The 11696-nt window shown below is 71.3% G+C and carries 12 protein-coding genes; all 12 read right to left on the minus strand.

Annotated features, from left to right (window positions below):
* Nucleotides 1-214, minus strand: a 214-nt coding sequence (locus ACLZN2_RS05695) for a flavodoxin-dependent (E)-4-hydroxy-3-methylbut-2-enyl-diphosphate synthase (RefSeq protein WP_416977263.1), incomplete at its 3' end; no start/stop codon positions are given.
* Between the two features lie 4 nt (nt 215-218).
* A complete protein-coding gene (gene hpnH / locus ACLZN2_RS05700; protein ID WP_416977264.1) occupies nt 219-1241 on the minus strand; it encodes an adenosyl-hopene transferase HpnH in 1023 nt (340 codons plus the stop codon).
* 5 nt (nt 1242-1246) lie between these two features.
* The gene (locus ACLZN2_RS05705) at nt 1247-1888 is read right to left on the minus strand and encodes a 1-hydroxy-2-methyl-2-butenyl 4-diphosphate reductase (RefSeq protein WP_416977265.1); all 642 of its coding nucleotides are present in this window, start codon (nt 1886-1888) and stop codon (nt 1247-1249) included.
* Nucleotides 1889-3949 (minus strand): squalene--hopene cyclase, encoded by a 2061-nt coding sequence (gene shc, locus ACLZN2_RS05710; RefSeq protein ID WP_416977266.1) that lies wholly within the window; start codon nt 3947-3949, stop codon nt 1889-1891.
* A 118-nt stretch (nt 3950-4067) separates the two neighbouring features.
* Nucleotides 4068-5132: a polyprenyl synthetase family protein gene (locus ACLZN2_RS05715; RefSeq protein WP_416977546.1), complete on the minus strand. Its 1065-nt coding sequence runs from the start codon at nt 5130-5132 to the stop codon at nt 4068-4070.
* A 74-nt stretch (nt 5133-5206) separates the two neighbouring features.
* Nucleotides 5207-6607 (minus strand): hydroxysqualene dehydroxylase HpnE, encoded by a 1401-nt coding sequence (hpnE, locus tag ACLZN2_RS05720; protein ID WP_416977267.1) that lies wholly within the window; start codon nt 6605-6607, stop codon nt 5207-5209.
* Complete coding sequence (locus tag ACLZN2_RS05725) at nt 6604-6786, minus strand: DUF6380 family protein (RefSeq protein ID WP_416977268.1); 183 nt, start codon at nt 6784-6786, stop codon at nt 6604-6606. Before ACLZN2_RS05725 ends, hpnE begins: the two co-directional genes overlap by 4 nt.
* Nucleotides 6786-7736 (minus strand): presqualene diphosphate synthase HpnD, encoded by a 951-nt coding sequence (hpnD, locus tag ACLZN2_RS05730; RefSeq protein ID WP_416977269.1) that lies wholly within the window; start codon nt 7734-7736, stop codon nt 6786-6788. The genes ACLZN2_RS05725 and hpnD overlap by 1 nt, the downstream gene beginning before the upstream one ends.
* Nucleotides 7733-8671, minus strand: a complete 939-nt coding sequence (gene hpnC, locus ACLZN2_RS05735; RefSeq protein WP_416977270.1) for a squalene synthase HpnC — start codon at nt 8669-8671, stop codon at nt 7733-7735. Before hpnC ends, hpnD begins: the two co-directional genes overlap by 4 nt.
* 359 nt (nt 8672-9030) lie before the next feature.
* Entirely contained in the window at nt 9031-9810 is a 780-nt protein-coding gene (locus ACLZN2_RS05740) for an ABC transporter ATP-binding protein (protein ID WP_416977271.1), read from the minus strand.
* Nucleotides 9803-10732: an ABC transporter permease gene (locus ACLZN2_RS05745; RefSeq protein WP_416977272.1), complete on the minus strand. Its 930-nt coding sequence runs from the start codon at nt 10730-10732 to the stop codon at nt 9803-9805. Before ACLZN2_RS05745 ends, ACLZN2_RS05740 begins: the two co-directional genes overlap by 8 nt.
* A gap of 98 nt (nt 10733-10830) precedes the next feature.
* Nucleotides 10831-11676 (minus strand): glycosyltransferase family 2 protein, encoded by an 846-nt coding sequence (locus ACLZN2_RS05750; RefSeq protein ID WP_416977547.1) that lies wholly within the window; start codon nt 11674-11676, stop codon nt 10831-10833.
* Nucleotides 11677-11696 lie beyond the last annotated feature (20 nt).

An 11696-nucleotide genomic window follows, 5' to 3' on the forward strand; every position in this document is an offset into this window, starting at 1 on the left:
CCACCCGCACGATCTGGCAGCCCGACGCGGTCAGCTCGGCGATCTGCTGAAGGGTCGCGCCGACGTCCGACGTACGGGTCGTCGTCATCGACTGCACCGACACCGGGGCCCCGCCCCCGACCGCCACCGGCCCGACCTGGATCCGCCGCGACACACGCCGCGCGGCGACCGGCCGGACCGGCACCTCGGGGACGCCCAGAGGGACGGCGGTCATGCCCTCACTCCCGGTTCCCGGAGACCGTCTCGCGCAGCGCGCGCAGCGACTCCTTGAGCGAGCCCATGGTGGCGAGGACGGCGGTGGGCTCGTAGCCGCAGTGCGCCATGCAGTTGGCGCAGCGCGGGTCCTTGCCTCGGCCGTACTTGTCCCAGTCGGTCTCCTCGATCAGCTCGCGGTACGTCGGCACGTACCCGTCGCTCATCAGGTAGCAGGGGCGCTGCCAGCCGAAGAGCGAGTAGTTCGGGATCGCCCACGCGGTGCACGGGAAGTCGACCCTGCCCTCCAGGAAGTCCAGGAAGAGCGGGGAGTGGTTGAGCCGCCACTTGCTCCGGTTGCCGCCCGCGAAGGCCTTCCTGAACAGCTCGCGGGTCTGCTCCACGCCGAGGAAGTGCTCCTGGTCGGGCGCCTTCTCGTAGGCGTAGGCGGGCGAGATCATCATCTCGTCGACCTTGAGGTCGTCGTTGAGGAAGTTGAGCACCTCGATGATGGTCTGCGGGGTGTCGGTGTTGAAGAAGGTCGAGTTGGTGGTGACCCGGAAGCCGCGCCGCTTGGCCTCCTTGATCGCGGCCACGGCCTCGTCGAACACGCCCTCCTTGGCCACCGACTCGTCGTGCCGCTCGCGCAGCCCGTCGATGTGCACCGCGAACGCGAAGTACGGCGAGGGCTTGAACCTGTCCATCTTCTTGCGCAGCAGCAGGGCGTTGGTGCAGAGGAAGACGTACTTCCTCCTCGCCACCAACTGCCGCACGATCTCGTCGATGTGAGGGTGCATCAGGGGCTCGCCGCCCGCGATGGACACCATCGGCGCACCGGACTCCAGGACCGCCCCCACGGCCTGGGCGACCGGCATGCGCTGCTTGAGCACCCCCGCCGGATGCTGGATCTTGCCGCAGCCCTCGCACTTCAGGTTGCAGGCGTACAGGGGTTCCAGCTCCACGATCAGGGGGAACTTGTCCCGCTTGCGGAGCTTTTGTTCAGCCAGATATGTAGCGACCTTGATGGACTGGCGCAGCGGCATGGCCATTCGGCTCACCTCCGGGGGAGCAGCACATTACGGTGCCATTCGAAGAATGCAGGCAGGACGGAACGAAGGACACGGAAAGCCGATATTCCACCGCGCACCGTGCCGATCCGGACGAGTTCATGTTCTGGAGCGTCCACGACCACCCGGACGGCCGCAACCGGGCGTCCGTCCGCGCGCACGGCGCTCAGGAGCGTGGCCGCGGACTCCATGTCGACGGCGATCGCACCGGTCGCCAGCAGATCGGCCCGTTCGTGACCGCGTACGACGTGGTCGGAGCCGGTCAGAGGGCCGGTGTGGACGGTGCGGCCGGGCAGGGTACGCACGAGTTCCTTGACGAGCAGTTCCGTGGCCACGCAGGGCACGGTGCCGCGCGGGTCACGGGTCTCCTCGGCGACGACCAGGTCGCCGGGGTGCATACCGGGGGCGAGTCCCGCGCAGAAGCCCGTGGCCAGCACGGCCGCCCCGGCCAGCACCGGGTCGGCGAGGACCCGGGTGACGGAACGCTCGGCCGCCTTCGGTCCCATGCCGGTGCGCAGGACGGTGACGGGCCCGCCGGCCCCGCTGCGGTCGCCCATGCGCAGGGCGAGGTGCTCGATGCCGAGGGCGCAGGCGATCAGCAGCGGGGCCGGGACGGGCTGCGTGCTCATTCAGCTCCCCTTGACCTCGACGGGAGCGGCCTCGGCAGGAACGGCCTCGACGGGAGCGGCCTGGGCAGAGGGCTTCTTGCTGAACGGCTCCCCGTGGACGTACCGGCCGAGCGCGGTCAGCGGGAAGACCTGCCGGTAGAGGTGGTAGTTGATGGAGAAGTCCCAGGGGAAACCGGTGCCGGTGAAGTAGGGCTCGTCCCAGGAGCCGTCCTCGCGCTGGGTCCGGGCCAGCCAGGCGATGCCCCGCTCGACGGCCCGGGAGTCCCGCTCCCCCGCCGCCAGCAGAGCCATCAGCGCCCAGGCCGTCTGGGAGGCCGTCGAGGCGCCCCGGCCGCTCCAGCGGGCGGCGTCCTGGTAGGAGCGCAGGTCCTCGCCCCAGCCGCCGTCGTCGTTCTGGACCCGCTCCAGCCAGGCGACCGCCCGGCGGATCGCGGGGTGGCGGGCGGGCAGTCCGGCCGCGGTCAGGGCGGGCACCACCGACCCGGTGCCGTAGACGTAGTTGACGCCCCAGCGGCCGAACCACGAGCCGTCCGGCTCCTGTTCGGCGAGCAGCCAGCGGATGCCGCGCCGGGTGCGCGGGTCGTGGGAGAGGCCCTCGACGGCGAGCATCTCCACGACGTGCGCGGTGACGTCGGCCGACGGGGGGTCGATGACCTCGCCGAAGTCGCAGAACGGCAGCCGGTTGGGGAAGGGGCTGGTGTTGTCGACGTCGAAGGCGCCCCAGGCCCCGCCCCGCGACTGCATGCCGAGGTTCCAGCGCACCCCGCGCCCGATCGCCTTCTCCACCCGCTCGGGGTCGTGGTGGCGGACCCGGCGCAGCGCGAGGACGACCTCAGCGGTGTCGTCGATGTCCGGGTAGTTGTCGTTGTGGAACTCGAACGCCCAGCCACCCGGTGGGAGTTGGGGACGGCGTACGGACCAGTCGCCGGGCCGTACGATCTGCTCGCCGAGCATCCAGTCGGCGGCCCTGACGAGCTGGGGGTGGTCGGCGGGCAGTCCGGCGTCGGCGAGCGCGATGGTCGCCAGGCAGGTGTCCCACACCGGGGACTGGCAGGCCTCGATCATCCGGGCGCCGTCCTCGCGCCACACGGCGTAACGGTCCAGCGACTTCAGTCCCTCGCGCATCACGGGGTGTTCGAGGTCGTAGCCGAGCAGATGCAGGGCGATCACCGAGTACACGGCCGGGGGCTGGATGCCGCCCCAGCAGCCGTCGTTCTCCTGGCGCTCGATGATCCAGCGGGCGGCGGAGTTCATCGCGGCCTTGCGCAGTCGGCGTACGGCGACCGTGCGGTAGCCGCGCACGACCTTGTCGAGCCGCTGGAAGAGACCGTCCCAGCTGTTCACCGGGGCGAGCGGCCTGGGCGGGTTGGGGAGGTTGGGGTCGGTGTGCAGTTCGTCGAGCGGGAACGGCGCCGGGCGCACGGGGCGCTTCGCCGACACGACCGTGAGCGGGACGATGGTCTGCCGGGCCCAGCAGCCGAAGTTGTAGATGCTGAGCGGGAACCACCTCGGGAAGTACAGCAGCTCCGGCGGGAGTTCGGGCAGGTCCTCCCACTTCCACCAGCCGAACAGGGCCAGCCAGATGCGGGTGAAGACCCGGGCGGCGGCGATGCCTCCCTGCTCGCGGATCCATGCCGAGGCCTTCGCCATGTGGGGCGCGTCAGGGGTGTCACCGGCCAGGCGCAGGGCGACGTACGCCTCGATGGTGGCGGAGAGTTCGGGCGGGCCGCCGTAGAAGGTGGCCCAGGTGCCGTCCTCGCGCTGCTCGCCGCGCACGAAGCGGGCGGCGGCCTGGGTGGTGGCCTCGTCGCGGATGCCCAGGAACTGGCGGAGCAGCAGGTCCTCGGCGTCCATCGTGACGTTCGTCTCGAGGTCGCCCTTCCACCAGCCCTCGGGGTCCTGCCGGGCGAGCAGGAAGTCGGTGGCGCGTCGCATCGCGCGTTCGGCGGCTTCTTGTCCCCCGGCCGCCACGGGGATGGTGATGTCGGTGTCGGTGTCGCTGGCCGCGGCCGCCCGGGGCGGCAGGGCCGCCCCGGTGCTTCCGTCGGTCGTCGCTGTCATGGCTTCCCCTTCGTGCAGTCGTGCGAGTCGTGCTGCTGTGGGAACGCCGTCGGCCGGTGCGCATCTCGCCTCGCTGCACCGGCCGGCGACTACGCGAGGACTATTCGACCGATAGTGATCATCTCTTTCGTACGACGACGAAGTCGGCGAGCGCCGTGAACCGGTCCCGCACCTGCTCGGGCATGTCGACGGCGTTCAGGGCCTCGATGGCGACGGTGTGCTGACGACGGGCCTCCCCGGCGGTCCAGTCACGGCCGCCGGCCTCCTCGATGAGTGCGGCGCGGGCCGCGAACTCCTCCTCGGAGAAGGTCGCGAAGTCGCTGCTCTTGGCGTCGGCGGCGAGGATCTCGCCGAGCCGCTCGGAGGCGGGGCCGCCCGCCGCGAGCGCCGCCACGACCGGCAGGGACTTCTTGCGCTGGCGCAGGTCGCTCCAGGTCTGCTTGCCGGTGGAGACCGGGTCGCCCCAGATGCCGAGGAGGTCGTCGACGGCCTGGAAGGCCAGGCCGAGGTGGTAGCCGTACTTCTCCAGCGTGTCGGCGGTGCGCTCGTCCGCGCCGCCGAGCACGGCGCCGATGGAGCTGGCGCAGGCCAGCAGGGCGCCGGTCTTGTTGCCCTCCATCTCCAGGCACTCCTCGACGCTGACGCGGTCGCGGTGCTCGTAGGAGATGTCCTGGGCCTGACCGTCGATCAGGGCGCGGGTGGCGGTGGTCAGCCTGCGGGTGGCGCGGCCCGCCTCCGCGGTGCCGAGTTCGAGGAGGATCTCGTTGGCGAGGGCGAACAAGGCGTCGCCGACCAGGATCGCCTGGGCCGGGCCGTGCACCTTCCAGACGGTGTCGCGGTGGCGGCGCTGCTCGTCGCCGTCCATCAGGTCGTCGTGCAGGAGCGAGAAGTTGTGGACCAGTTCCACGGCGACCGCGCCGGGCACGCCGACCTCGGGCGCGGCCCCGGTGACCTCGGCGGACAGCACGGCGAGCGCGGGGCGCACGGCCTTGCCGCCGTCGCCGTCGGTCGGGTTGCCCTGGGCGTCGATCCAGCCGAAGTGGTAGGCGGCGACCGTGTCCATGGGCGGCGCCAGTCGGTCGACGGCCGCCCGGAGCACCGGTGTGGCCAGGGTGCGGCCGCGCTCCAGGAGCGCGGTCACGTCCACCGCGGTCCTGCGAGCGGCCGGCGAGGCCGGTGGCACAGTGGGCACAGTTTCTCCTCTTGTTGCGGTACCGGAGGGGGTGCGGGGGTGTGCCGAGCCGTGCTGATCGAGCATCAGGCCGCCTCCTCGAACGCGAAGAGCCGGTGGGGTCGGGGCCGGCCGAGGGCGCCGAGCGCGGCGTCCGCCGCGTTCACGCCGCTGCGGACCGCACTCTCCATGGTCGCGGGCCACCCTGTGGCGGTCCACGCTCCGGCCAGGTACAGGCCGGGAACCTTGGTGCGGGCGCCGGGGCGCAGCCGCCCGACGCCGGGGGCGGGGGCGAACGTGGCCGTGCGCTCCCGGGTGACGAAGAAGTCCCTCACCTCGGCGCCGCGGGTTCGGGGCAGCAGCCGTTCGAGCTCCGGGAGATAGCGCTCGCGCAGGTCGGCGACGGGGGTGTCGATCTCGTCCTGTGCGGCGGACTGGGACAGCGCGAGGTACTGGCCGTCGCGCAGCCCGGAGGCGTCGGTGCGGTCGAACACCCACTGGACGGGGGTGCCCAGCGCGGCGAGGAAGGGGGCGTCCAGCACCTTGCGGTCGTAGACGACATGGACGTTGAGGATGGGCGCGGTGCCGATCTCGAGCAGCCGTTCGGGGGCGTCCAGGGCCCCGGCCGGCAGCAGGTCGTGGGTCTCGCGCTGCGGTACGGCGAGGACGACGGCGTCGGCGGTGAGTGTCTCGCCGGGAACCCGCACGCTCCAGCGCCCGTTCTCGTCGGGGGAGACGGAGGTGACGCGGGTACGGACCTCGGTGCGCACGCCCGCGGAGTCGAGCGCCTTGCGGGCCAGACCGTCGTGCAGTTCGCCCAGGGGGACATGGGCCCAGCCGATGTCGGCCGCGCCCGGGTCGGAGAGCAGACCGGTCTTGAACACCATCGCGGCGAGCCCCAGGGAGGCGTCGCCCGCGACCGCGTTGAGGGTGGCGACCCCGACCAGGTCCCACAGGGCCTCGACGGCGCGTGCCGACTGGCCGTGCGCGGTCAGCCAGCTGCCGAAGTCCTGCGTGTCCAGCGCCGGGTCGGCGAGGTCGAGCCCCTGGAGCGCGAGCGCGGCCCGGCCCACCTTCGCGCGGTCGGCGAGGGAGAGATGCGGATACGTGGCGAGGCTGCGCCCCAGGTGCAGCGGCACCGGCAGGGCGTCGCGCCGCAGTCTGCCGAGCCTGCGTCCCTCGGGCCGCGCGACATCGACAACGGGCACGTCGAGACGATTTTGCAGCGGTGCCAGCGCCGCGCCCCCGATGCGGTCGAGGAACCAGCGGTAGGCGGTGCAGCAGCGCAGATAGACGTGCTGTCCGTTGTCCACGGTCAGTTCGCCGCGCCGGAAGGAGAAGGCCAGACCGCCGAGGCGGGGCCGGCCCTCCAGCAGGGTGACACGCATGCCCGCGTCGGCGAGCGCGAGCGCGGTGGTGACGCCGGCGAGCCCGCCGCCGACGACGACCGCGTGCCGCCCCTCGGCGGCCTGCCGTTCGTCACTCATCGCGCACCCTCCCCTGCCGCCCTGGCGTGGTAGGTGAACTCTGCACGGCGGGCGGTCGCACTCAGGGACGCCACACCGCAGCGGAGGGTTGCGTGCCGCTTTCCGTCGGTTCCTGCGGGTTCCCCGGCGGCATCACCCCGGCCCACGGTGTCGGCCTCGGTGTCGCCCATGGTCCCCATCAGGAGTGCCTCCTGACGGTCTGCCGCGAGACGTGCCGGGCGTCCAGCCCCGACAGTCCCCGTACGGCGACATAGGCCTTCTCCCGGCCGGGCAGCGAGACCCGGCCGCGCAGCACGGCACCGGGGTCGCGTTCGATGCGGTCCAGGAGGCGGCGGTAGATGCCGGCCATCGCGGCGACACAGGCGCCGCTGCGCCGGTCGAGCATGGGCAGCAGCCGGTACCCCTCGGCGAACAGGGCGCGGGCCCGACGCACCTCGAAGTGCACGAGTCCCGCGAAGTCGGAGCCCTCCGGCGGGACCGCCCCGTCGAACCCGGCCGAGCAGCCGAACTTGGCGAGGTCGTCGGCGGGCAGATAGGTGCGGCCGCCGGCCGCGTCCTCGCGGACGTCCCGGAGGATGTTCGTCAACTGGAGCGCGAGCCCGAGTGTGTCCGCGTACTCCGGCGCGCGCTCGGCGCCGCGCGCTCCCGGTTCCGTACCGAACACGCCGAGCGAGAGACGTCCGATGGCGCCCGCCACACAGCGGCAGTACACCTTCAGGTCGTCCCAGGTCTCGTAGGTCTCACCGCGTACGTCCATCAGGACGCCGTCGATCAGTTCGCCCAGGCCGCCCAGCGGGACCGGGAAGGCCCTCGCGGTGTGAGCGAGGGCGACCGCGACGGGATCGGTGTCGTCCTCGTCGACCTCGCCCTCGCGGACCCGGGCGAGCAGCGCGCGGGTGTCCTCGAGGCGGGCGGTCTTGACCTTGTCGTCCAGTGCGCCGTCGCCGATGTCGTCGACACGGCGGGAGAACGCGTACAGCGCCGACATCGCGCGGCGCTTCGGTGTGGGCAGCAGCCGGATGCCGTAGGCGAAGTTCCGGGCCTGCTGTCCGGTGACGGCCTCGCAGTAGCTGTAGGCGGCGAGTACCGGTGCGGACACGTGCGGTGACGACTCCACGGTCCGGATCACCCCTCTTCTCGCAGGGTCACGCCCACCTCGCGCAGCAACCGGAGCTTGCCGGGCTTGGGCGGGCCGGGAAGTACGTCGTGTTCGGCGGCGGCGATCGCGTGGATCGCCGCCCTTCCCCCCGCCACGAACCCGGCGAGCAGCAACCTCAGCCTGCCGTGGACGCTACCCACGAGGGGGGCGCCTTCATTCAGCAGATCGCGGGCGCGTTGCGCCTCGTACGCGACCAGGGCGCGCACGGAGGCGCTCGCCGTGCGTGCGGCGAGATCCGCCTCCTGCACATGAAAGCGCTTCATGTCGGCGGCGGGCAGATAGACGCGGTCGCGGCCGAGGTCCTCGGCCACGTCCTGCAGGTGTTCGACGATCTGCAGTGCGGTGCAGATGGCGTCGGAATGGCGGATCCGTTCGGGGGTCGAGGTGCCGGTGACGGCGAGGACGAGACGGCCGACGGGGTTGGCGGACAGCTCGCAGTAGGCGAGGAGGTCGTCGTAGGTCTCGTAGCGCTTGACGAGCTGGTCCTGGCGGTTGGCGGCGATCAGGCCGAGGAACGGCTCGGGGGTGAGGGAGCGACGGCGGACCGTGGGGCGCAGACGGCGCAGGAGGGGGTGGCGGGGCCCGCCACCGGAGTCGTCGGACCCGTCGGATCTGTCTGAGCTGTCGAAGACGCGGCGCAGATCGGCCTCGAAGGCGTCGAGGAGGAGCATGCGGTCCTCGGCGTCGGCGGCCGGGACGCCGAGGAGGGCGGCGTCGGCGCCGCCGGGGGCGAGGTCGCCGTCGCCGATGTCGTCGACGAGACGGGCGAAGCCGTAGACGGCCATGAGGTCCTCGCGCCAGGCCCTGGGCAGGAAGAAGGGCGCCACCGGGAAGTTCTCGTCCGCGGCCTTGTCGAGGGTGCCGCGCTCCGGGCCGCCGGCGCGGGGCACGGCCGGCGCCGTCATCGTTCACTACCCGGGGCAGGGACGGCACATGCTGCGTTGAGCTGGGGAGTTTCCGTAGCCATTGCCGTCACATCTCCCGTTCTACACCGCCGACCCAAGACACACTATTTCGGACACGCCGCCCGGCCGTCCGCACGGCAGCCCCGACCAGGGTGTCGCGCGTTATCGCCCCACTTGACGCGTTTCGGGACCGGTCACAGCTTACGTTGTACAACGCAGCGAGGTTCGCGCGGGTGTCCCGCAGATCACAACAACACACCGATTGGCGTCAAGATTCCTACGGTGGGCCGGAGTTGACGTTTCCTTTGCAGACGCGGGGCCCCACCGGTCAGTTCCGGCGGGGCCCAGGCTCGTTCCGGCTACTTGCCCGTGAACTTCTCGTACTCCTTGAGGACCTCTTCGGTCGGTCCGTCCAGGCGGAGTTCACCGCGCTCCAGCCACAGGACGCGGTCACAGGTGTCGCGGATCGACTTGTTGCTGTGGCTGACCAGAAACACCGTGCCCGCGTGCTTGCGCAGCTCCCGGATGCGTTCCTCGGAGCGCTTCTGGAACTTGCGGTCGCCGGTGGCCAGGGCCTCGTCGATCATCAGGACGTCGTGGTCCTTGGCGGCGGCGATGGAGAAGCGCAGCCGGGCCGCCATGCCGGAGGAGTAGGTGCGCATCGGCAGGGTGATGAAGTCGCCCTTCTCGTTGATGCCGGAGAAGTCGACGATCTCCTGGTAGCGCTCCTTGATCTGCTCCCGGGACATACCCATGGCGAGACCGCCGAGGATGACGTTGCGCTCGCCGGTGAGGTCGTTCATCAGGGCCGCGTTGACGCCGAGCAGCGAGGGCTGGCCGTCGGTGTAGACCTTGCCGCTCTCCGGCGGCAGCAGACCGGCGATGGCGCGCAGCAGGGTGGACTTGCCGGAGCCGTTGGAGCCGATCAGACCGATGGCCTCGCCCCGGTAGGCGACGAAGGAGACACCGCGCACCGCGTGCACCTTGCGCACCCCGCGCTCCTCGCCGCGCTTGACGATCCGGCTCAGGGCGGCGGTGGCGCTGCCCTTGCCCGTCTTCGCGCCGTTGACGCGGTAGACGATGTGCACGTCGTCGGCGATGACGGTGGGGATCTGCTGCTCGGGTACCTGGTCAGCCACGGCCGTACCTCTCCTCCGCCTTCCAGAAGTACAGGAAGCCGCCGACCGCGCACAGCAGGGCCCAGCCGCCGGCGACGGCCCACACGTGGTCGGGGAGGTTCTCGGCGCCGTACTCCTCGATGAGCGCGAAGCGCATGAGGTCCATGTAGATCGCCGCAGGGTTCCACTGCAGGACGTTGGCCACCCACTGCGGCTTGTCGGCGAGGAAGACGGGGATGGAGAACATCACGCCGGAGGCGTACATCCAGGTCCGCATCACGAACGGCATCAGCTGGGCGAGGTCGGGGGTCTTCGCGCCGGCCCGGGCGAAGACCAGCGCCAGTCCGGAGTTGAAGGCGAACTGCAGGATCAGCACCGGCACGATCAGCGCCCAGGAGGCGTCCGGGTAGCTGCCGAAGGCGATCACGACGGCGAACATCACCAGCATCGAGTACAGCAGCTGCTGGAGCTGCTGCAGCGCGAAGGAGATCGGCAGGGAGGCGCGCGGGAAGTGCAGGGCGCGCACCAGGCCGAGGTTGCCGGAGATCGCCCGGACCCCGCTCATCACGGAGCTCTGCGTGAAGGTGAACACGAAGACGCCCGTGACCAGGAACGGGATGTACACGTCCTTGGACATGCCCCGGCTGGCGTTGAGCAGCACGCCGAAGATCATGAAGTACACGAACGCGTTCAGCAGCGGAGTCGCCACCTGCCACAGCTGGCCGAGCTTGGCCTGGCTGTACTGCGCGGTCAGCTTCGCCCGGGAGAAGGCCAGGATGAAGTGCCGGCGTCCCCAGAGCTGGCGGACGTACTCCCGCACCGGGGGCCGGGCGCCGCTCACGGCCAGCCCGTACTTGGCGGCCAGCTGGGCGGCCGTCAGGCCCTCGTCGGGCGACGGAGGCGCGCTCACCGCGACTCCGCCGTCATGCGTTGTCTCACTCACAAGTAGGAAACTTTCGTCTTCGCGATGCACAGCCTTGACGGGGCTGGCATGAGCCGGGGGACTCACGGTGCGGCCGGGAGCCCTCTGGGACGAGCTTGTCAGATGACCGGGGGGCGGCCCAGTCGGGTCAGCCGCCACACCGTACGCCACTTCATGGGCCTGCGCGGCCCGCAGGGCGTGGTCCAGCCTTCCCGGAAGCCGCCGAACCACGCCTTCAGCGCGGACCGGGAGGGCCGCCGGGCCAGGGTGAGCAGCAGCCACACCCCGAGATAGACCGGGACGAGCACGGCGGGCAGGTTGCGCCGGGCCAGCCAGACCCGGTTGCGGGCCACCATGCGGTGGTAGACCGCGTGCCGCGAGGGCGCGGTCGTGGGGTGGTACAGCACCATGTCGGACCGGTAGTCGATCATCCAGCCCGCGTCGAGGGCCCGCCATGCCAGGTCGGTCTCCTCGTGGGCGTAGAAGAACTCGTCCGGGAGTCCACCCACTTCTGCGAAGACCTTCGTACGGACGGCGTTGGCGCCGCCGAGGAAGGTGGTGACCCGGGAGGAGCGCATCGGGTCGGAGGCCCGCAGCCGGGGGACGTGCCGGCGCTGGGTGACGCCGGTGTCCGGGTCGGCGATGCGGAAGCTGACGATGCCCAGCCGCTCGTCGTCCGCGAAGACCTTCCGGCACAGCTCGGCGGTGTCGTGGTGGGCCAGCAGGCCGTCGTCGTCCAGGAAGAGCAGGACGTCCGTGTCCCGGCCGGCGGGGCCGAACGCCTCGATGCCGACGTTGCGGCCGCCGGGGATGCCCAGGTTCTCGGGCAGCTCGATCGTGCGTACGCCCTCGGGGACGTCCGGGACCGGCGAGCCGTTGCCGACCACGACGACCTCGACCGGGTCGCCGTCCTGCCCCGCGACCGAGTCGATCAGGGCCCTGAGCTCGTCGGGACGGTTGCCCATGGTGATGATCACCGCCCCGA

The organism is Streptomyces sp. T028, from assembly GCF_048159505.1.
Classification (GTDB): Bacteria; Actinomycetota; Actinomycetes; order Streptomycetales; family Streptomycetaceae; genus Streptomyces.

Excerpts from the sequence above, each read along its gene's own strand:
- hpnH (WP_416977264.1), bottom strand. The coding sequence starts at position 1,241 with ATGGCCATGCCGCTGCGCCAGTCCATCAAGGTCGCTACATATCTGGCT.
- ACLZN2_RS05705 (WP_416977265.1), bottom strand. The coding sequence starts at position 1,888 with ATGAGCACGCAGCCCGTCCCGGCCCCGCTGCTGATCGCCTGCGCCCTC.
- shc (WP_416977266.1), bottom strand. The coding sequence starts at position 3,949 with ATGACAGCGACGACCGACGGAAGCACCGGGGCGGCCCTGCCGCCCCGG.
- hpnE (WP_416977267.1), bottom strand. The coding sequence starts at position 6,607 with ATGAGTGACGAACGGCAGGCCGCCGAGGGGCGGCACGCGGTCGTCGTC.
- ACLZN2_RS05725 (WP_416977268.1), bottom strand. The coding sequence starts at position 6,786 with ATGGGGACCATGGGCGACACCGAGGCCGACACCGTGGGCCGGGGTGAT.
- hpnC (WP_416977270.1), bottom strand. The coding sequence starts at position 8,671 with ATGACGGCGCCGGCCGTGCCCCGCGCCGGCGGCCCGGAGCGCGGCACC.
- ACLZN2_RS05750 (WP_416977547.1), bottom strand. The coding sequence starts at position 11,676 with ATGGGCAACCGTCCCGACGAGCTCAGGGCCCTGATCGACTCGGTCGCG.